Source organism: Niabella soli DSM 19437, from assembly GCF_000243115.2.
Taxonomy (GTDB): Bacteria; Bacteroidota; Bacteroidia; order Chitinophagales; family Chitinophagaceae; genus Niabella; species Niabella soli.
On the sequence record NZ_CP007035.1, the window covers coordinates 3,193,053 to 3,212,177 of the forward strand.

The 19,125-nt window shown below is 46.0% G+C and carries 15 protein-coding genes; 5 read left to right on the forward strand and 10 right to left on the reverse strand.

What is annotated here, in order from left to right:
* Positions 1-37: 37 nt before the first annotated feature.
* The 7 genes from NIASO_RS13610 to NIASO_RS13645 all read right to left on the reverse strand — a co-directional run bounded on the left by NIASO_RS13610 (position 38) and on the right by NIASO_RS13645 (position 9,795).
* Positions 38-565 (reverse strand): YceI family protein, encoded by a 528-nt coding sequence (locus NIASO_RS13610; RefSeq protein ID WP_008586690.1) that lies wholly within the window; start codon positions 563-565, stop codon positions 38-40.
* A gap of 616 nt (positions 566-1,181) precedes the next feature.
* Complete coding sequence (locus NIASO_RS13620; RefSeq protein WP_008586692.1) at positions 1,182-2,357, reverse strand: TlpA disulfide reductase family protein; 1,176 nt, start codon at positions 2,355-2,357, stop codon at positions 1,182-1,184.
* Positions 2,358-2,430: 73 nt separating this feature from the next.
* Positions 2,431-3,876 (reverse strand): Asp-tRNA(Asn)/Glu-tRNA(Gln) amidotransferase subunit GatB, encoded by a 1,446-nt coding sequence (gatB, locus tag NIASO_RS13625; protein WP_008586694.1) that lies wholly within the window; start codon positions 3,874-3,876, stop codon positions 2,431-2,433.
* A gap of 220 nt (positions 3,877-4,096) precedes the next feature.
* The gene (locus NIASO_RS13630) at positions 4,097-5,107 is read right to left on the reverse strand and encodes a PDZ domain-containing protein (protein ID WP_008586695.1); all 1,011 of its coding nucleotides are present in this window, start codon (positions 5,105-5,107) and stop codon (positions 4,097-4,099) included.
* Between the two features lie 110 nt (positions 5,108-5,217).
* Positions 5,218-6,096, reverse strand: a complete 879-nt coding sequence (locus NIASO_RS13635) for an ion transporter (protein WP_008586698.1) — start codon at positions 6,094-6,096, stop codon at positions 5,218-5,220.
* Between the two features lie 24 nt (positions 6,097-6,120).
* A complete protein-coding gene (gene alaS, locus NIASO_RS13640) occupies positions 6,121-8,745 on the reverse strand; it encodes an alanine--tRNA ligase (protein WP_008586700.1) in 2,625 nt (874 codons plus the stop codon).
* A 147-nt stretch (positions 8,746-8,892) separates the two neighbouring features.
* A complete protein-coding gene (locus NIASO_RS13645; RefSeq protein WP_008586702.1) occupies positions 8,893-9,795 on the reverse strand; it encodes a hypothetical protein in 903 nt (300 codons plus the stop codon).
* Positions 9,796-9,910: 115 nt separating this feature from the next.
* Between NIASO_RS13645 and NIASO_RS13650 the strand changes: the two genes are divergently transcribed.
* The 5 genes from NIASO_RS13650 to polA all read left to right on the forward strand — a co-directional run bounded on the left by NIASO_RS13650 (position 9,911) and on the right by polA (position 16,805).
* Positions 9,911-10,372, forward strand: a complete 462-nt coding sequence (locus tag NIASO_RS13650; RefSeq protein ID WP_008586703.1) for a methylglyoxal synthase — start codon at positions 9,911-9,913, stop codon at positions 10,370-10,372.
* Between the two features lie 64 nt (positions 10,373-10,436).
* Positions 10,437-10,862, forward strand: a complete 426-nt coding sequence (locus NIASO_RS13655; RefSeq protein ID WP_008586705.1) for a four helix bundle protein — start codon at positions 10,437-10,439, stop codon at positions 10,860-10,862.
* A gap of 8 nt (positions 10,863-10,870) precedes the next feature.
* Positions 10,871-12,910, forward strand: a complete 2,040-nt coding sequence (gene uvrB / locus NIASO_RS13660; RefSeq protein WP_008586707.1) for an excinuclease ABC subunit UvrB — start codon at positions 10,871-10,873, stop codon at positions 12,908-12,910.
* Positions 12,911-13,074: 164 nt separating this feature from the next.
* Entirely contained in the window at positions 13,075-13,758 is a 684-nt protein-coding gene (locus tag NIASO_RS13665) for a carbohydrate-binding family 9-like protein (protein ID WP_008586708.1), read from the forward strand.
* A gap of 203 nt (positions 13,759-13,961) precedes the next feature.
* Positions 13,962-16,805 (forward strand): DNA polymerase I, encoded by a 2,844-nt coding sequence (gene polA / locus NIASO_RS13670; protein ID WP_008586710.1) that lies wholly within the window; start codon positions 13,962-13,964, stop codon positions 16,803-16,805.
* A 257-nt stretch (positions 16,806-17,062) separates the two neighbouring features.
* Here polA and NIASO_RS13675 read toward each other — a convergent pair whose 3' ends face one another.
* Genes NIASO_RS13675 through NIASO_RS13685 form a run of 3 tightly spaced genes read right to left on the reverse strand, consistent with a single transcriptional unit; the run spans position 17,063 to position 19,123 of the window.
* Positions 17,063-17,695, reverse strand: coding sequence for a response regulator transcription factor (locus NIASO_RS13675; protein WP_008586712.1), 633 nt, complete (start codon positions 17,693-17,695; stop codon positions 17,063-17,065).
* The gene (locus NIASO_RS13680) at positions 17,685-18,497 is read right to left on the reverse strand and encodes a sensor histidine kinase (RefSeq protein WP_008586714.1); all 813 of its coding nucleotides are present in this window, start codon (positions 18,495-18,497) and stop codon (positions 17,685-17,687) included. The genes NIASO_RS13675 and NIASO_RS13680 overlap by 11 nt, the downstream gene beginning before the upstream one ends.
* Entirely contained in the window at positions 18,479-19,123 is a 645-nt protein-coding gene (locus tag NIASO_RS13685) for a hypothetical protein (RefSeq protein ID WP_008586716.1), read from the reverse strand. Before NIASO_RS13685 ends, NIASO_RS13680 begins: the two co-directional genes overlap by 19 nt.
* Between the last annotated feature and the right edge of the window lie 2 nt (positions 19,124-19,125).

Consider the following 19,125-nt stretch of genomic DNA (forward strand, 5'->3'; position numbering starts at 1 on the left):
TATTCAAAATTCTTTATTCTACATTCCCCTCCGGGGCTTAGGCTTGCTTAACCAGTTCGGCGCTGATATGCAGTTTTATATCATCACCTACTACAATGCCGCCGGCTTCGGTAACCGCGCTCCAGTTTAATCCAAAATCTTTACGGTTTATTTTACCATTGATTTCAAAACCGGCAACCGTTTGTCCGTAAGCATTTGGTCCGATACCGCCCAGTTCAACATTCAGGGTAACCGGCTTGCTTACGCCACGAATAGTAAGGTTTCCTGTCATATCAAACTCATCTCCGCCTTTAGGAGTAATGCTGGTAGATTCAAATGTCAGTTTAGGGTGATTAGTCGCATCAAAAAAATCCGCACTTTTCAGGTGCTCGTCGCGCTGTGCAGGTCCGGTTGAAATGCTGTTGATATCTGCACTGAAAGATGCTTTTGCATCGCTGAAATCGTCTTTGTCTGCTGTTACAGTCCCTTCAAACTCGGTAAACTTTCCTGATACGTTTGAGATTACCAGGTGCCTTACTTTAAACCCTATTTCCGAATGCATCGGATCAATTGTCCATGTTGCCATAGTTTTTATTTTTTTGTGATTTGAAGACACAAAGTTAATAGCCCGTTGCGGTCAACAAAATAATCTATGTTAAGATTGCAGGTTAAGGTTTTGTAAAGGTTTCGGTTGATAGGGGGGAGTTGTTAAAATATATTTTGGGCCGGTAAAGCGTGAAGGCGATAAGTTATATACGGATTCCGCCGATGTCCATGCGCGTCAAGCTAAGCACGACATTCAATCTGCCAGAACGGCAACTACACCAGTATTTGAGCCATTTCCGCTCTGTTAGGAGCGTTGTGTTTATAACAATCGCAATGGTATTTGTTTGGGCTCCATAGGACGCCCCATGTTTACGCGGTCCCGCTGAGGCGGGAGAGCCGATACGTTGCGTAGAGGATCATGAATACTATAAACACGCGGCGCTTACAGTGCCTGAATCGTGTTCCTTATCTTGACGCGCATGGCCGATGGCGGGCGGTTTGTGAAATTTTTCAGTGATTCTGTGCTTCTGTGGCAAAAAATGCAGTGGCTTTTAATCGATCCCGGTTCATTATCTATGCATTGCCCCCATAAAAAAGCTGCGTTTTACGGAATGCACTCCACAAAACGCACATTTTTAAATTTCGATAGAACAGGATCAGGGTAAAAGGCTGGCCAGCTTGCTCTGAAGATCGGGGCCACGCAACCCTTCCGCAATCACTTTCCCTTGAGGGTCTATTAAAACATTAAAGGGGATGCCGCCGATCCCGTAAAGTGGCACCACAGCAGATTCCCATTGCTTCAGGTCACTCACATGCGGCCAGGTCAGCTTATCATTCTGGATGGCGTTCTTCCATTCATAAGCGTCTTTATCCAACGAAACGCCAAACACCGTAAATCCTTTATTCTTAAACTGATTAAAGGCCGCCACTACATTGGGGTTTTCCGCCCGGCAGGGACGGCACCAACTGGCCCAGAAATCAACCAGCACATATTTACCTCTGAAGGAGCTTAAAGAGATCGGTTTCCCGGTGGGGTCCGGCAGCGTAAAATCAGGCGCCTGTTTGCCTACCAGCGACTTCTTTTTCTCGGCCTCGCGCGCCTGCTGCAAATTTAATTTTAACCCCGCCACAGCAACGTGATTGGGAAATTTTTGGGTAACCGCGTCGATCAAAGCAAATACCTGGTCGTCGTCCAATGGCTTCAATCCCAGTTCCGGGTTATTGGCAGTAGATTGATAAAATCCCAATTGGAAAATGGACAAAGCCGGGTTGGAAGCTTTTTTGATCTCCTCCAGAGCATAGGATCGAAGATCAGCGCCCTTTTGCTCCCTGCCCTGCTTCACTTTTACGATAACACTGTCAGCTATTTTAGGCAGGTGACTGAGGCTGTCGATTGTATGCGTGGCATTGATAACCGGTACTAATTTGTTTTGGAAGGTAAGGATAAAATCCTTCATCAACTGACTGGCCGCTGAGTTCTTCACTTCATATTCCTGCGGCAGGGAAGGATTCAATTTGCTCATGGTTATGTTTACCGTTACTTCCGGCGCGTCGTTAATAACGGATGCCACCGGAAAATCCAACTGACCCAGGCGCAGGTTGTAAATACCTTCCTCTCTTGCGTCTGTTTTTAAAGAGAATTTTCCATTCTCGATCTGCGCCGAATCTACAATTACCGGCTGCATCGACCCCACAGGCACTTCCTCCAGGTACATTTTTTTCTCGGGACTGTTGACAACGGTTCCGTCTACAGTAAAACTTTTCTTGTGCGCTTCCTTACATCCGGCCGCTACAGCTGCAGCGGTTATTACGATCCAAAATAAATGCTTCATTTTATAAAATTATGCAGACCTGTGAGGTTTTGAACTTGTCCGCCGCGGCGGAAACCTTCCAGGTCTTACGTCTTTATTGTAACTTTTTCAACAATAGTTCGTTCGTTTTTTTGGGGTCTGCTTTACCCTTCGTCTGCTTCATCACCTCGCCCACAAAAAGCGCCAGCAAGCCTTTTTTCCCCTTTTTGTATTCAGCTACTTTGCCAGATAGTTTTTCCAAAACGGCATCAATCACCGGTTCCAGATCGGCGGCATTGGATTGCTGGATGAGGTTATTTTTTTCCGCCAGGACGATGGGTGTTTCACCGGGTTCCTGCAGCAATAAATGGAACAGCTTTGTAGACGCAATAGAAAAACTCACTTTTCCGGAATCCACCGTGTCGATCAATGCCGCAATCTGTGCCGGCTTCAGTGGGAATGCCGCGATAGCAGCGCTGTTTTCATTCAGCCAGGTTTTTACAGGCCCCAACATCCAGTTGGCAGCGGCTTTATAATTGGTGGTTTGCTGCACCAACGCCTCAAAATAATCGGCCGTTTCTTTTTCTTCGGTGAGCACCTGTGCGTCATATTCGGGCAACTGGTATTCCGCGGTATATTTTTGAATACGGGCCGCCGGTAAGGCAGGAATAGATTCCCTGACCGCCGCAATAAATTCGTCTTTTAAATCAAATGGCGGCAGGTCCGGATCAGGGAAGTACCTATAGTCTTCTGCATCTTCCTTATCGCGAATCGCAAAAGTAGTACCGTTACCCGCGTCAAAACTGCGCGTTTGCTGGCGGATGGTTTCGCCTTTTTCCAGCAACTGCATCAGCCGGTTGGCTTCAAAATCAATCGCACGTTTCACGTTGCGTATGGAGTTAAGGTTTTTTACTTCCACCTTGGTCCCCAGTTTTTCCACGCCTTTCAGGCGAACGGAAATATTCGCATCGCAGCGCATGCTGCCTTCTTCCATGTTTCCATCGCACACCTCCAGGTAGCGGACCAGCTTGCGCAATTCAGACACATAGGCAAAAGCTTCTTCGCTGCTGCTGAGGTCGGGTTCCGTTACAATTTCCACCAACGGGGTGCCGGCGCGATTATAGTCCACCGCCGTGTTCCATTCATCCACATCATGCAGACTTTTTCCCGCATCTTCTTCCATATGGATCCGGTTCAGCCGTACATTTTTTTCACCAGTGCTTACTTTAATGGGTACAAATCCATTTTTGCAAATAGGTGTGGTATGCTGGGAGATCTGGTAACCCTTGGGCAGGTCCGGATAAAAATAGTTTTTCCGGGCAAAATAGTTTTTTTGTTCTATGTCGCAATTGCAGGCCAGGCCCAGTTTTACGGCATATTCAATTACTTTTTCATTCATTTTGGGCAAACTCCCAGGGTGCGCCAGTGTTATGGGGCTCACATGCGTATTGGGCGCCGCGCCAAAAGCGATACTGTCGCCACAAAAAAGTTTGCTTTGTGTACGCAACTGGGCGTGTACCTCCAACCCAATTACCACTTCATATTTCTCACTTAAATCCATAAAAACCTTTTATCATACCCGCTTGTAGCGCTACATAGCCCAAATAGCCCTTTACAGTGGCATCATCTGGTTTGCGAAGATACGCAAGCAGGCATAATAAAACCGCCCTGATATCAATCAGAGCGGCCTTAACCCTAAATCACGAAAACTTAAAAACTATCAATACATATTGGTATATGTTCTATTAATAACGATCCGCATTTAAAAAAGTTGCCGGTTGCTACAGATCAGCCGTTTTTATTCTGGAAGAACGGCTTAAGGCAATCGTCTGATTTTTTCCATTTCTATTGATTTTAAACTCAATAGAGGATTTACGATCCTCCCGGAGCGCCCTGCCGGCATTTTCAGTGGTAGTTACCGGGTGCCCGTTAATTTCCTTAATAACATCCCCGCTTCTTAACCCGGCTTTATCGGCGTCAGAGCCCTTTTCAACATCCAGGATCTTTACCCCGTTTTCTTTGCCCAGGTCCTGGATGCGAATGCCGATTTTTGGACTGTTATCCGCGGTTTCAAAATCAGGACTGCCGTAAAACCGGAAACTCCGGTTTCCATTCTGGCCCTGGTTGGGCAACTGGCGGAATAACTCATTCAGGTCCATTGGGGGCATGGAATAGGAATTGCCATTGCCCTGGTCAAAATACATATTGTTTTGCGGCGCTTTCCATTTTGTAAGTATGGCGCTGGTTGTAAACGATTTACCGTCGCGGGTATACGTTATGGAAATTTTATCTCCCGGGTTTTTATCCTTCACTGCAGCAGAAAGCTCATCCGGTGCTTTAATGGTATTGCCATCTATTTTGGTGATAATATCTCCTTCTTTTAATCCTGCTTTGGCCGCAGCGCTTGCTTCAGATACATTTACAACGGCGACACCATCCTCTGTTTTGCGGGTAACCACCCCCAACATCGCTTTATTTGGCGCCGGCATTTGTTGCCAGTTGTCCCCAAAATTATTATTAAAGGAGCGGCCCCGGTTCCATTGCCCTTCGTCATTGTACATATCCAGGTCCTTGATCTTCTTACGTTTTACAGAAATATCAGCACTGGCATCGTCACCCGCCGGTTTACCGTTTACTGTAATTTTATCGCCGTCGACAACAATATTCATTTTGCCATCGGCCGCTCCTTTTTTGGTTATAATGATCTGTTCCGCTTCTTTGTTTTGATGATTGTTTTGCGCAAAACCTATACCGGGCAGCAATAGCGCAAAAAGGAAATAATAAGATTTCATTCGTGTATTGTATTTTAAATTGTTTTAAGAGATGTTGTCCTTCCGGAAATACGTTTTATTTCGTATTTCAAAGTTAGCTTATTTGATAAATACGAAACATTTCGGAAATGTTAAAATGATTGATCCAGTTTTTGCCCGCAGGCGCTGCAAAATGCGGCTTCTTTCCCATATACCGCAGCAAAACAATGGGGGCAGTGTTTTTTCCGGCTTTTTTTCTCCTCCTGTATTACCGCGGCAGACATAATACCGGTAGGTACCGCAATAATGGCGTAACCCAGGATCATAATAAAAGATGCAATGATTTTACCTACTGCGGTAGCCGGGGCTACATCGCCATAACCCACTGTAGTAATCGTTACGACCGCCCAATAAATACTTTGGGGAATGGTGTTAAAACCGGGGTTATGCTGAAACTCCACTACATACATCAGGGAGCCTAAAAAAATAGCCAGCAGCAATACGAAAAAGAGGAATACGATGATCTTTCGAAAACTTTTCACCAGCGCAAACATCAAAACACGGCTTTCATCCAGGAACCGGACCATTTTAAAAATGCGGAAGATCCGTAGCAGGCGGAAGCTGCGCACGATCATAAAGACATGCCATTGGGGATAGAAAAACTCCATATAGGAGGGCAAAATGGCCAGCAGGTCTATCATTCCGTAAAAGCTGGCAGCATATCTTTTTGCGGAACGCACACAATAGAGCCGCAACAGGTATTCTATCGAAAACAGAACAAGGAAGATAATATCCAGCGTTTTAAAAACAGCAGCATATTTAAGGGAAACGGAAGGAACGCTTTCCAGCATCAACAATGTAATATTGGAAACAATGAGGATAAACAACCCTATATCAAATATTTTTCCGGCAGTAGTAGAGGCCTGGAAAATGGTAATATAAAGCCACTCCCTGAAGGTTCCTTTTTCAAGAGGTTTGTTCTGATCCTGTACTACGTCGGTTTTATCTGGGATGAGCCGGAATAAAGACATGTCCCAAATATAGCGATTATCCTATCAGAGCAGCTTTTTGACCGCTTCAATTACCTGCTTCAGGTTACCCGCTTCCTGGCCGCCGGCAGTAGCCAATGTTTTTTGTCCGCCCCCGCCGCCTTTGATCAACGGCGCCACCTGCTGTTTAATAATCTGGCCGGCATCCAGTCCTTTTGCCGCAACTACCGTATCAGCGATAGTCACCGCTACTGCCGCTTTCCCACCTATATTCGCACCAAGAACGATCACAAAATCGCGCAAGTGATTTTTCAGATCGGCACATAATTTTTTTAGTGCATCCGGATTGCTTACTTCAACTATACCTCCGATGAAATTCACCTGGTTAATGGTCTCGTCTTTTTGCAACAGCTCATTGCGGATGCCCACCAGTTCCTTTGCTTCCAATCGCTCCACTTTTTTCTCCAGGGTGGTTTTGTCGCTGATCAGTTTTTCAATTGCTTTTAAAGGATTAGCGCTCTTCAGCAATTCTCCCACCTGTTTGTATTCGTTAACGCGTTCGCTGAGATAACGGAACGCCGCCGGGCCGGTAAGCGCTTCAATACGACGCACCCCGGCAGCTACTGCGGCTTCCGAAGTAATGAGAAACATTCCGATCATTCCCGTTTGCGGCACATGCGTACCTCCGCAAAGCTCAACGGAAAACTTAGGATCGATGGTAACCACGCGTACCGTATCACCGTATTTTTCACCAAACAGCGCCATAGCGCCCAGTTTCAACGCTTCTTCTTTAGGCATTTCCTTAATAACCACCGGGATATTCTCACGAATCTTCTGGTTGACGATCATCTCTACCTTCCGGAGCTCCTCATCGGTTATCTTTGCAAAATGCGACACATCAAAACGTAATAGTTCCGGGCTCACCAACGATCCCTTCTGGTTTACATGCGGCCCCAGCACCTGCTTCAGCGCGGCATGCAGTAAATGCGTAGCGGTATGATTGTAGGTAGTGTTTAATCTTTTTTCAAAATCCACCACAGCGCTATACCCCCCGTCAATGGGTTCGGGAAGCTGATCCACCAGGTGAATGATCAGATCGTTCTCTTTTTTGGTGTCAAGGACCTTTATATTTTTTTCACCTGACTGTGTTGTGGTGAGGGTGCCTGTATCGCCCACCTGGCCGCCGCTTTCAGCGTAGAAAGGCGTGGTTTCCAGTACCAGTTGGTATTGCTCTTTTCCTTTTGCTTTTACTTTCCGGTATTTGATGATCTGTGTAGGAACATTCAGATCCTCATACCCCACAAATTTCGAAGGTTGCTCGGCATGCACCGGTTGCCAGTCCTCCGTATCAATAGCAGTGGCGGCACGGCTGCGGTTTTTCTGTTGCTGCATTTCAGCCTCAAAACCGGCTTCATCAACCGAAGTGTTGTTTTCTGAAGCGATCAAACGGGTCAGATCGATCGGGAAGCCATAAGTATCGTATAGTTCAAACGCGTCTTTGCCCGCAATCTGATTTCCTGATGATGCTTTTAAGATATCATCAATACGCTTCAGCCCTTTTTCCAATGTTCTTAAAAAGGAGTCTTCTTCTTCCCGTATCACCTTCACCACAAACTCCTGCTGCTGTTTTAATTCAGAAAATACGGTTGCAAACTGTTCTGCAATAACCGGCACCAACTGATGGAGCAAAGGGTGTTTATAGTCCAGGTAAGAATAATAGTAACGCACCGCGCGGCGCAAAATACGGCGGATCACATAGCCCGCACCGGTATTGGAAGGCAATTGCCCGTCGGCTATCGTAAAGGCAATAGCCCGGATATGATCGGCCAGTACTCTAAAAGCAATAGCTTCCTTGCTATCGCTGAAATCGTATTTTTTACCGGTGATCTTTTCAATTGCACTGATGGTCCCTGTAAACACATCTGTATCATAATTGGAGGTCTTGTTTTGCAACACGCGCACCAGGCGTTCAAACCCCATGCCCGTATCTACGTGTTTGGCGGGCAGGGGCTGCAGGCTGCCGTCCTTCAGGCGGTTGAACTGCATAAATACATTGTTCCAGATCTCGATCACCTGCGGATGATCGGCATTGACCAGGGTCTTGCCCTCCACCTGCGCCCGTTCTGCATCCGGCCGGCAATCCACATGTATCTCTGAACAAGGGCCACAGGGGCCTGTATCGCCCATCTCCCAGAAGTTATCCTTCTTTTTTCCTTTAATGATCCGGTCTTCACTGATCCACTTTTTCCATTCATTCGCCGCTTCCTCATCAAAAGGCAATCCCTCTTTTTCATCGCCCTCAAAAACCGAAACATACAGCCGGTCTTTGGGGATCTTTAATACCTCGGTCAATAACTCCCAGCTCCAGGCAATGGCTTCTTTTTTAAAATAGTCGCCAAAACTCCAGTTCCCCAGCATTTCAAACATGGTATGGTGGTAGGTATCCACCCCTACTTCCTCCAGGTCGTTATGCTTGCCGCTGACGCGCAGGCATTTTTGGGTATCTGCCACACGCGGGTACGGACTTTGTTTATTGCCCAGGAAATAATCCTTAAACTGGTTCATCCCCGCGTTGGTAAACATCAGCGTGGGGTCATTTTTTACCACAATGGGGGCAGAAGGCACAATTTCATGTCCTTTGCTTTTAAAAAAATCCAAAAAAGCCTGTCGTATCTCGGTACTGGTCATCATATAAATAATAGTCCGTAATAAAGTTTACGGGCTGCAAATTTAGTTGTTTGGCGGGGTTTTTTAACCAGCGGTGGCACTACTATTAAGCTTTGCTTGCTACGCTCAGTTCAACTCCTGTAATTCTTATGGGCGGAAGGCTGCAGCCGCTTATTGCCGATGGCTTCCTTCAAATGGATAAAAGGACAGCCCCAACGACAGCAGGAACCTGCGGGAGCGCAAACGCCGGTCGCTATCAGAAAACACAGTACTGCTGTTGTTTTCGGATACCGCCGTCAGCGGGTTCGTGGAAAAATGAGCCCCTACCTCAAATTTAAGCCAGGGCAAACCGGGCGTCCCTCCCTGAAAAAGCATACCCGGCTCAAAAAGCAGTCGCCCCCTGCCCATGGTATTATAATTGAGTTGTTCCTGTTCTGCAGCCGTATAATTGGTATTAAAGCTATTAGCCGTCAGCAACGAAAAACGCGGCGCCAAAGAAAGACGGGCATTTTCCGAAAAAAAGAAATTCACCGACGGCGTCAGTTGATATTTAACAAAATTAAAATCGAAGTAACGGCGGCGCTCGTTTGGCGTTCCAATATCCGCAGAGGTTGAATGACCAAAGCCCGCGCTCAGCACCCCATTAAAAAAGACCTTGCGGGAAGCTCCCATGGCCGTATAATACCCGGCGCCTATATCAAACATTGAACGTTTATAGTTGATCTGACTGCCGCTATTGCTGGTAATATCATCGCTGTTAAAAATATCTTTCTCCGACCGGTACATGCCGCCGGCCTGGATCAGAAAATGATCCGTAACTGCGTAGGCGATCTGCCCGTCAAACCCCAGATTTTTATTGGCCTCATCCTTGGTAGCCGTATCCAGGCGCACACTGGTCAAAAGATTATTGGGGTTAGCCACAAAGGCGCCCCCCACTTTCAGATCACCCTTCTGGCGAAAAAAAGCCGCGTTATACATTGAAGGATTGCTGATATAACGGGGATTTGTACCGCCGCAGGCAGCAAGCCCCAGGCAAACAACAGCGGCTATAAAGTAGTTACTATGCACTTTCATAAGATCTGGGTTTAGGACGTAAAGATAAGGCTTAACTCTACGCCGGGTGGGCGATTTATTAAAATACAGGAAACAGTGAATGCTTATCTTTATACGCATTAAAAGTAAGAGCAGCATGGAGCGGACATTAGCACCCCATAAAAGAATTGCCCTGGTGGCGCATGATCATAAAAAAGAGGAATTATTGCAATGGGCCATTGCCAACCGGCAAAAACTGTTACAACACCGGCTGTACGCCACCGGAACCACCGGAACGATCCTCGAAAAAACATTGGGCCAATCCATTCACAAATTACTCAGCGGACCGCTGGGCGGCGATCAGCAGATCGGCGTCATGATCGCGGAAGAAAAGCTGGATATCCTCATTTTTTTCTGGGACCCGATGGAGGCTCAGCCCCATGATCCCGATGTAAAGGCCCTGTTACGCCTGTCGGCCACTTATAACCTTCCCGTAGCCTGCAATGCCGCAACGGCGGACTTTCTTTTTACTTCTCCCTTTATGACCAGTGAATACCATGCGGTACAAACGGACTATTCAACCTATTTAAAACGAAAATTGCCGGAAACGAACTTGTAATTTTGAGTTTCTGGTTTGTCGTTTATTGTTTTTGGTTTGTTGTTTATCGTTAATTGTTAATCCTATGAGCACCATTTTAAAATTTGAAGAATTAGATATTTGGCAACAGGCAAGGAAATTGTCTCTTGAAATTTTTAAAACAACATCAGTAATGCCTTTCGCTTCTGATTTTCGGTTCAGAGATCAGGTCAGGGCCGCCGCCGGATCAGCAATGGATAATATCGCAGAAGGGTTTGAACGTTCATCAAGACTCGAATTTGTAAACTTCCCGGGATTTTCCAAAGGCTCCTGCGGTGAGGTAAAATCGCAACTATACCGAGCCCTGGACCAGAACTATATTTCAAAAGAATTGTTTAATCATCTGTGCGAACGATACACAAAATTGTGTTCCGGAATAGCCGCATTTATTATCTACCTTAACAAAGCGGAAGCCCGCGGACTCAGATTTAAAGATCGGAATCAACAACAAACAATAAATAAAAAACTATAAATTTCTTCATGTCTTTTAAGTTACATACGCCCTTTCCCCCCGCCGGTGATCAGCCAGAAGCGATCCGGCAACTGACCGAAGGTATTTTGGCCGGCGAAAAATACCAGACTTTACTCGGCGTTACCGGCAGCGGGAAAACCTATACCATGGCCAATGTGATCCAGAATGTGCAGCGGCCTACACTTATCATTACGCACAATAAAACGCTGGTGGCCCAGCTCTATGGCGAGTTCCGGCAGTTCTTCCCGGAAAACGCCGTGGAATATTTTGTTTCTTACTACGACTATTACCAGCCCGAGGCCTACATGCCGGTGAGCGACACGTATATCGAAAAGGACCTCGCCATCAACGAAGAGCTGGATAAGCTGCGGCTGCGGGCCACTACCAGCCTGCTTTCCGGACGCCGGGATATTATTGTAGTGGCCTCGGTAAGCTGTATCTATGGTATGGGAAACCCCACGGATTATGAAAATGGGATCATTCGTATTGATAAGGGCCAGACCCTTTCCCGCCAGGGGTTTCTGCATGCATTAGTAAATTCATTATATACCCGCACCACCATTGAATTCAACCGCGGTACTTTCCGGGTAAAAGGCGATACGGTAGATATCAACCTGCCTTATCTGGATTTTGGCTACCGCGTTACTTTTTTTGGCGATGAGATCGAGCAGATCGAAAGCATTGACGTAGCTACGGGAAAACGCATCGGCAAAATGGAAAACGCGGCTATCTTCCCCGCCAATTTATATGTAGCGCCTAAAGACATGATCAACCAGGTACTTTTTGAGATCCAGGATGAAATGCAGGCCCAGGTGGGCTATTTCCAACAACAGGGGCGGTTGATTGAAGGACAGCGGATCAAAGAACGGGTGGAATACGATGTGGAAATGATCAAAGAACTGGGCTATTGCAATGGCATCGAGAATTATTCCCGCTTTTTTGACCGCCGCAACCCCGGGACCCGGCCTTTCTGCCTGCTGGACTATTTTCCTAAAGACTATATTACCATCATTGATGAAAGTCACCAGACCATGCCGCAGGTAAGTGGCATGTATGGCGGCGACCGCAGCCGCAAATTAATATTGGTGGATTATGGGTTCCGCCTGCCCTCAGCGCTGGATAACCGGCCCCTCAATTTTCACGAATTTGAGAACCTGCAAAACCAGTTGATCTTTGTTTCGGCTACGCCGGATAAATATGAGCTGGAAAAAACCGGCGGCGTGATCGTGGAGCAGGTCGTGCGCCCCACCGGGCTGCTGGATCCGCCCATCGAGATCCGCCCCAGCATCAACCAGATCGATGATCTTTTGGATGAAATTGACAAAACGGTAAAAAAAGGCGATCGCGTTTTGGTAACGACTCTGACGAAGCGCATGGCCGAAGAAATGGACAAATACCTGCATCGGATCAACATTAAATCGAAATATATTCACAGTGAAGTAGATACACTGGAACGTGTGGAAATATTGCGTCAACTGCGCCTGGGTGAGATCGATGTACTGGTGGGCGTGAACCTGCTGCGGGAAGGACTCGATCTGCCCGAAGTAAGTCTGGTCGCTATCCTGGATGCTGATAAGGAAGGCTTCCTGCGGAATGAAAAATCATTAACCCAAACCGCAGGTCGCGCTGCAAGGAATGTAGATGGAAAAGTGATCTTTTACGCCGATACCATGACCGGTAGTATGCAGCGCACTATTGACGAAACCGATCGCCGCCGGGAAAAACAGATTGCCTATAACCTGGAACATAATATTACCCCACGTACCGTTAAAAAATCCAAAGAACAGGTATTCCAGCAAACCTCTGTTCTGGATATTAGGGGCTTTGATGAAAAAGATAAAAATGCGATCAGCTTCGACCAGGATATGATCACGGTGGCGGCTGAAGACCCGGCCGTCTATAAAACCATTCCCCAAATGGAAAAAGCGGTTACAAAAATTAAAAAAGAAATGGAGAAAGCGGCAAAAGACCTGGATTTTATGGAGGCCGCCCGCCTGCGGGATGAAATGTTCAGGCTACAGAAAGAACTGGAGGAAATGAAACGATAAGATATACCGCCGCGTCAGCTATTTTTATTGAAAAGTCAAAAAATCCTGTGTCAACCGGTGTTTTCTGTGAGAAAAAAGGTCCGTTTATTATAGTTTTTTAATCTCAAAATAATCCGTTCCACTAATTTTACAGCCGGAGTGTCTTTGCTCCTTTTTTAAATTGTATGAAGCAAGAAGTTATGACACAAACACTGATCGACGCAAAGGATTTACACATAAGGAGACTGGATCACTTCCCCGGCGATGCGAAGCAGGTACCACACCTGCTTGATCAGGCAAAACTGCCCTTTCAGGCAGTTGATGTCGTAAACTGGCCTGATTACCCCTATTGCCCGCAAGTGGCCTTTCGCATTGCCTACACCGATAAGGCCATCCTGATCCATTATAAGGTAACAGAAAGCGATGTTCGTGCGGTTGCAACAAAAGACAATGGTCGCGTATGGGAAGACGCCTGTGTTGAGTTTTTTATCGCCCCGGAGGGCGATAGCAATTATTACAATTTTGAATTTAACTGCATCGGGCGGCTTTTGCTTCACGGGGGTGCGCCCGGCAGCCGGAATATGGCCTCCGATTCCATATTAAGCCTGGTGGAACGCTGGACATCATTAGGAACTAATGCGATCGATGAACAACCCGGCGCCATCAATTGGGAGTTGACCGCCATTATTCCTTATGAAGCGTTCTTTCTACATAATATTCATTCTATGAAGGGAAAACAAGCCCGCGGCAATTTCTATAAATGCGGCGATCATTTAAAAACGCCTCATTTTCTTTCCTGGAGTCCCATTCACCTGGAAAAGCCTATGTTTCATTGTCCCGAATATTTCGGGGTGCTGCAGTTTGATTAAAAGAATAGTTTTAACATACCTGTTATATTTTTTGCAATAAATACACGACAAGCATCTGATTGCTGATACTACAGTCAAAATAAAATTTGCAACGGTTGCCGGTATCTTGGAAAAATGCCACAACGCAGCAGAAAAAGTTAAACAACTCCGCGCAGATTTGTTCATTCTGTAAGAAATAATAAATCAATCCCTACCTTAGCAACATGGATAAACGACTCTTCCTTTTAGATGCGTATGCATTGGTTTTTCGCGCTTATTACGCCCTGATCCGCAGTCCGCGCATCACCAGTAAAAACAAAAACACCAATGCCCAGTTTGGGTTTACCAACACCCTGGTAGAGCTCATTACCAAACAAAAACCTACGCACATGGCAGTTTGTTTTGATACGCATGAGCTGACTGAGCGGCATATGGACTACGCCGATTACAAAGCCAACCGGCAGGAGACTCCGGAAGACATTTTAATTGCCGTACCCGATATAAAACGGATCATCAAAGGATTTAACGTGCCCGTTATCGAAGCGCCGGGGTTTGAAGCGGATGATATCATCGGTACGCTGAGTAAAAAAGCAGCCGCCGAGGGGTATGAAGTATTTATGGTAACATCGGATAAAGATTATGGTCAGTTGGTATCCGACAAAATAAAAATTTATAAACCCGGCTACCAGGGTGGAGATGTGGACATCCTTGGTCCGGAGGAAGTATGCGCCAAATGGAATATCAAAAATGTATCCCAGGTAATTGATGTTTTAGGATTGATGGGCGATGCGGTGGATAACATTCCGGGTATTGCAGGCGTGGGAGAAAAAACCGCCGCCAAACTCTTAGCTGAATATGATACCCTGGAAAATGTAGTGGCTAATGCCGGTAATATAAAAGGTGCATTAGGCAAAAAAGTGCAGGAAGGAAAGGAAATGGCCCTGCTCTCAAAAAAGCTGGCCACCATTATCACCGATGTGCCGGTGGATTTTCATGAAGAAGCTTTCCTGTTAAAAGATTGGAATAAGGACGAGCTGAAAGAAGTTTTTGGCGAACTTGAGTTCCGGACACTGGGAAAACGCCTTCTCGGAGAGGATAATGCCGCTGCGGCAACCGCTGTTGCTCCCGCCACAAAAACGACCGCCGGCAAAGGCGTTCAGATCGATCTGTTTGGAAATATAATCGGGGGAACAGAAGAGGTCGTCACCGTGGAAGAAACCCTTGTCGTTGAAATAGCCTCTTCTATGAAAACAATTGCTGATACAAAACCCGACTATAAGGCCGTCGAGGGCGAAACAGCCGCCGCAGCGCTGGTGAAACAACTGCTGCCTGTGACAGAAATTTGTTTTGACACCGAAACAACCCATATTGATGCCAACCTGGCCGAATTGGTAGGCATGAGCTTCTCCACCAAAGCCGGGGAAGGTTATTATGTTCCCTGCCCTGCAGACCAGGAGGCAACAAAAAAGTTGCTGGATGTATTCCGGCCGTTATTTGATGATGAAAAAAAAGTATGGATCGGGCAGAATCTGAAATACGACCTACTGGTATTGAAATGGTATGGAATCGTTCCTAAAGGAGCGCTATTTGATACCATGCTGGCACATTACGTTATTGACCCGGACGGCAAACGAAGCATGGACCAGCTCAGCGCCCGGTACCTGGGGTATGAGCCGATACCCATTGAGGAGCTGATCGGAAAAAAAGGTAAGCAGCAAGGTAATATGCGCGATGTGGCACTGGAAAAAATAAAAGATTATGCTGCGGAAGATGCCGATATCACTTACCAGCTAAAAAAGGTATTTGAACCACTTTTGAAAACCAGGCAGGTAGAAAAAGTATTCAGCGAAGTAGAGAATCCCTTGGTGCCGGTACTGACGGATATGGAATTTGAAGGCGTGCGCATCGATGAAACCTTCCTTAAAAATTATTCCAAAGAACTGGAGAAAGATGCTATCGAAGCTGAAAAAAAAGTATTTGAATTAGCGGGCGTCCGGTTTAACCTGGCATCACCTAAACAACTGGGGGAAGTGCTCTTCGATAAATTAAAACTGGACACCTCAGCGCGCAAAACCAAAACAGGGCAATACCAAACGGGAGAAGATGTATTATTGAAACTGGCGGCCAAAGGGCACCAGATCGCTGATCAGATCATCACCTTCCGGGAGCTTACCAAATTGAAGTCGACCTATGTGGATGCGTTGCCGCAACTGATCAATCCCAAAACAGGCCGGGTACATACCACTTATGGTCAGGCTGTTGCCGTAACAGGACGGCTGGCAAGTAATAATCCCAACCTGCAGAATATTCCCGTTCGCACGGAACGGGGGAAAGAAATCAGGAAAGCCTTTATTCCGCGTGATGCGAATCATATCTTGTTATCTGCAGACTATTCTCAGATTGAACTGCGTATTGTAGCTGGCATTAGCGGAGACACTAATATGGTCAATGCGTTTAAGAACGGAACGGATATCCATACCGCCACTGCTTCCAAGGTATTTAATGTGGCCATGGAGGAAGTAACCCGGGAAATGCGTTATAAATCGAAAAGCGTCAACTTCGGGATCATTTACGGGCAAGGTGCTTTTGGCCTGGCAGACAACCTGGGTATCTCCCGTACAGAAGCCAAGGGAATTATCGACAGCTATAAAAAGGAATTTTCAGGCATCCAGAAATATATGGATGATACCATCAACTTTGCCCGGGAGCATGGTTATGTGCAAACCCTGATGGGGCGTAAGCGCTGGCTGAAAGATATTAATTCAAACAATTTTACTGTAAGAGGTTTTGCTGAGCGAAATGCGATCAACTCGCCCATACAGGGAACGGCAGCCGATATGATCAAACTGGCGATGCAAAAAGTGCATGCCGCTATGAAAAAAGAAAAGATGAAAAGCCGCATGATACTGCAGGTGCATGATGAACTGATCTTTGACGCATTAAAAGAGGAGGTAAATGAACTGAAGCCTTTGATCCTTGAAAATATGGAAGCCGCGTTGCCCCTGCCTTTTGAAGTGCCGGTAATAGCAGAATGCGGCGAAGGCGAGAATTGGCTGGAAGCGCATTGATCTGGAATTTGAAAATTTGAGTCCCGATAGCTATCGGGAGTGAAAATGAGGGAATGTGAAAGAGATTTACTGTGATTTAGAAATTTTCATTCCTGAAAAGCAATCGTTAATCTTGCCCGTCATCCCGACATCTGCGAAGCTGAGGAGGGATCTCGTGCTTATGGAAATGAACGAGATTTCTCCTCACCCTCCTGCGTCGGGCTCATCGAAATGACGGTTAAAATTTACGATTCCTTATTCTTCATTTTACATTTCCCTCAAATCCATCCTTTCTTAATAGCTGTCAATACCAGCCCCACCCGGTTCCGGACCTCCAGTTTTTCCATAATATTGGTGGCATAACTTTCTACCGTGCGCGTGCTTAAAAAAACCGAAGCTGCTATTTCTTTATAGGTTGCTTCCGTGCATAGCCAGGGAATCAGTTCTTTTTCCTTTGTGCTTAATTCCTGCTGGGTTACCTCCTTGCGGATATAATCATTCGACAGCGCCTTGCTTACTTTGGCGTTATAAAAAATGCCGTCTTTAACAACAGTATTCAGTGCATATGCCAGGTCCTTTTGCTGGATGCTTTTTAATAAGTAACCTTTCGCACCGGAGCGGATCATTTTTATGATCTTTTCATCATCATCCTGCATACTCAACGCCAGGGTAATTACTTCCGGTTTGTTTTCGGTTAGCCATTGGGCAACGGCATATCCATCCATCACGGGCATTTGCACGTCCAGTATCACCAGGTCCGGGATATTTTTCGGCTGTTTAAACCGTTCGATCAATTCCGCCCCACCGCTGCAAACATACAATACGTCAAAATTCGGAATGGACCCGATCATTGTTGCCAACGCCTGCGCAATCAGTACATGATCGTCAACAATAACAATACTATGCCTCATGTTCCCCTATTTTATTTAAAGGTAAATCAATATGCAATTGGGTACCGTTATTGTTTTCCCAGCGATAACCGGCCCCAATGTTGTTAATCCTTCTTTCAATAGATTGCAATCCGCTGCCGGAACCGATACGGTACTCCCGTGCTTTCTCCCAGTTAATACCCTGCCCATTATCTGCGCAAACAATTTTCAGATCTTTGTCGGATAACACAACGTCAATAGTCAGTTGCGAACCGCCACTGTGTTTTAAACTGTTCTGGATAAATTCCTGGCAAATACGCACGAGCGACAGGTTAATGCGCTCATCTAAAAAGTCGAAGCTGGCATTGGCCGGGTAAGTAAAAATTGTTTTGCAAAGACCACTTTCGTTAATTCTTGTCAGTTCTTTATCAACATAATTGACAAAACTAAAGCTGGAAAAATCCTGCGTGGTCAGCATTTTGCTGATGCTCCGCAATTCATTCAGTGATTCCTGGATCAGGTCGTTCTGTGCGCCGATCCTGCTTTTGATCTCTTCAATATCATTTAACTGCCGGGTATTTTCCATCTGCAGGTAGGTCAGCGTCAGCTTCTGCCCCACAGTATCGTGCAGTTCGCTGCCGATGTTCTGCATCAGTTTTTGCTGTACTTCCTGCCGGGTTTCCAGCAGTTCCTGTTTATGCAAAATGGCATTAGCTTCCCGCTCCCGCTTGTACAAAATATTACGGCGGCGGATGCTGATAATAACGAAATAAACAGCCATCACCAGCAGCAACACGGTCAGGATCACCGAAAGAAAAAAAACATTTATTTCTTTTTCGCCCATAGGAATGCAAAGGTTATTATGCCGTATAAAAAATAATTAAACCCAAAGAAAAGATAATAGTACACCCAGAATATTTCCCGGTGTGTTTCATATAAATACATACGCATAGCGTGAAAAGGAAGCGTTCCTAAATAAAATAATAAGAGCCCGATAGAAATATACAAAAAGGGGTCGCGCGTCACTTCTTCAATTTTTTCACTGTTCATCAGTTCGAATAAATAATGCAAGCTACAGGCAGAAACGAATATTGCCCCAAGGGTATAATTAAAGGTATTAACCTCCGTTAAATTGCCTGTAAGTAGCTGAAGCATAAATACAAATAGCAAAATTCCGCCAAAACCGGTAATGGCAATCCGCCAGTAAGCAAACCGCGTCGTTTTATAATAACACAATAGCAAACTGGAAAACTGGAAAGGGAACATCATGCTGAACCAGGTTTTGTTATAACGCACCATATAATGCGGATCTGCATAATACCGGATCAGGATGCCCACGGTTTCTGAAAGAACCACCACACCCAGGAAATAGATGATCGCCCGTCCCTCTTTTCCCAGCTTATTTAATGCGCAGAGTCCGGTTATAAAGCTGACCCATTCTAAAACAAGAAGTATTTTGGCGAGCGCCACGC

Bases quoted from the DNA above. Each gene is read 5' to 3' on its own strand.
- NIASO_RS13675 (WP_008586712.1), bottom strand. From the start codon at position 17,695: ATGAGGCATAGTATTGTTATTGTTGACGATCATGTACTGATTGCGCAG.
- NIASO_RS13620 (WP_008586692.1), bottom strand. From the start codon at position 2,357: ATGAAGCATTTATTTTGGATCGTAATAACCGCTGCAGCTGTAGCGGCC.
- NIASO_RS13630 (WP_008586695.1), bottom strand. From the start codon at position 5,107: ATGAAATCTTATTATTTCCTTTTTGCGCTATTGCTGCCCGGTATAGGT.
- alaS (WP_008586700.1), bottom strand. From the start codon at position 8,745: ATGATGACCAGTACCGAGATACGACAGGCTTTTTTGGATTTTTTTAAA.
- NIASO_RS13680 (WP_008586714.1), bottom strand. From the start codon at position 18,497: ATGGGCGAAAAAGAAATAAATGTTTTTTTTCTTTCGGTGATCCTGACC.
- NIASO_RS13610 (WP_008586690.1), bottom strand. From the start codon at position 565: ATGGCAACATGGACAATTGATCCGATGCATTCGGAAATAGGGTTTAAA.
- NIASO_RS13665 (WP_008586708.1), top strand. From the start codon at position 13,075: ATGAAGCAAGAAGTTATGACACAAACACTGATCGACGCAAAGGATTTA.
- NIASO_RS13645 (WP_008586702.1), bottom strand. From the start codon at position 9,795: ATGAAAGTGCATAGTAACTACTTTATAGCCGCTGTTGTTTGCCTGGGG.
- uvrB (WP_008586707.1), top strand. From the start codon at position 10,871: ATGTCTTTTAAGTTACATACGCCCTTTCCCCCCGCCGGTGATCAGCCA.
- gatB (WP_008586694.1), bottom strand. From the start codon at position 3,876: ATGGATTTAAGTGAGAAATATGAAGTGGTAATTGGGTTGGAGGTACAC.
- NIASO_RS13635 (WP_008586698.1), bottom strand. From the start codon at position 6,096: ATGTCTTTATTCCGGCTCATCCCAGATAAAACCGACGTAGTACAGGAT.
- NIASO_RS13655 (WP_008586705.1), top strand. From the start codon at position 10,437: ATGAGCACCATTTTAAAATTTGAAGAATTAGATATTTGGCAACAGGCA.
- NIASO_RS13650 (WP_008586703.1), top strand. From the start codon at position 9,911: ATGGAGCGGACATTAGCACCCCATAAAAGAATTGCCCTGGTGGCGCAT.
- polA (WP_008586710.1), top strand. From the start codon at position 13,962: ATGGATAAACGACTCTTCCTTTTAGATGCGTATGCATTGGTTTTTCGC.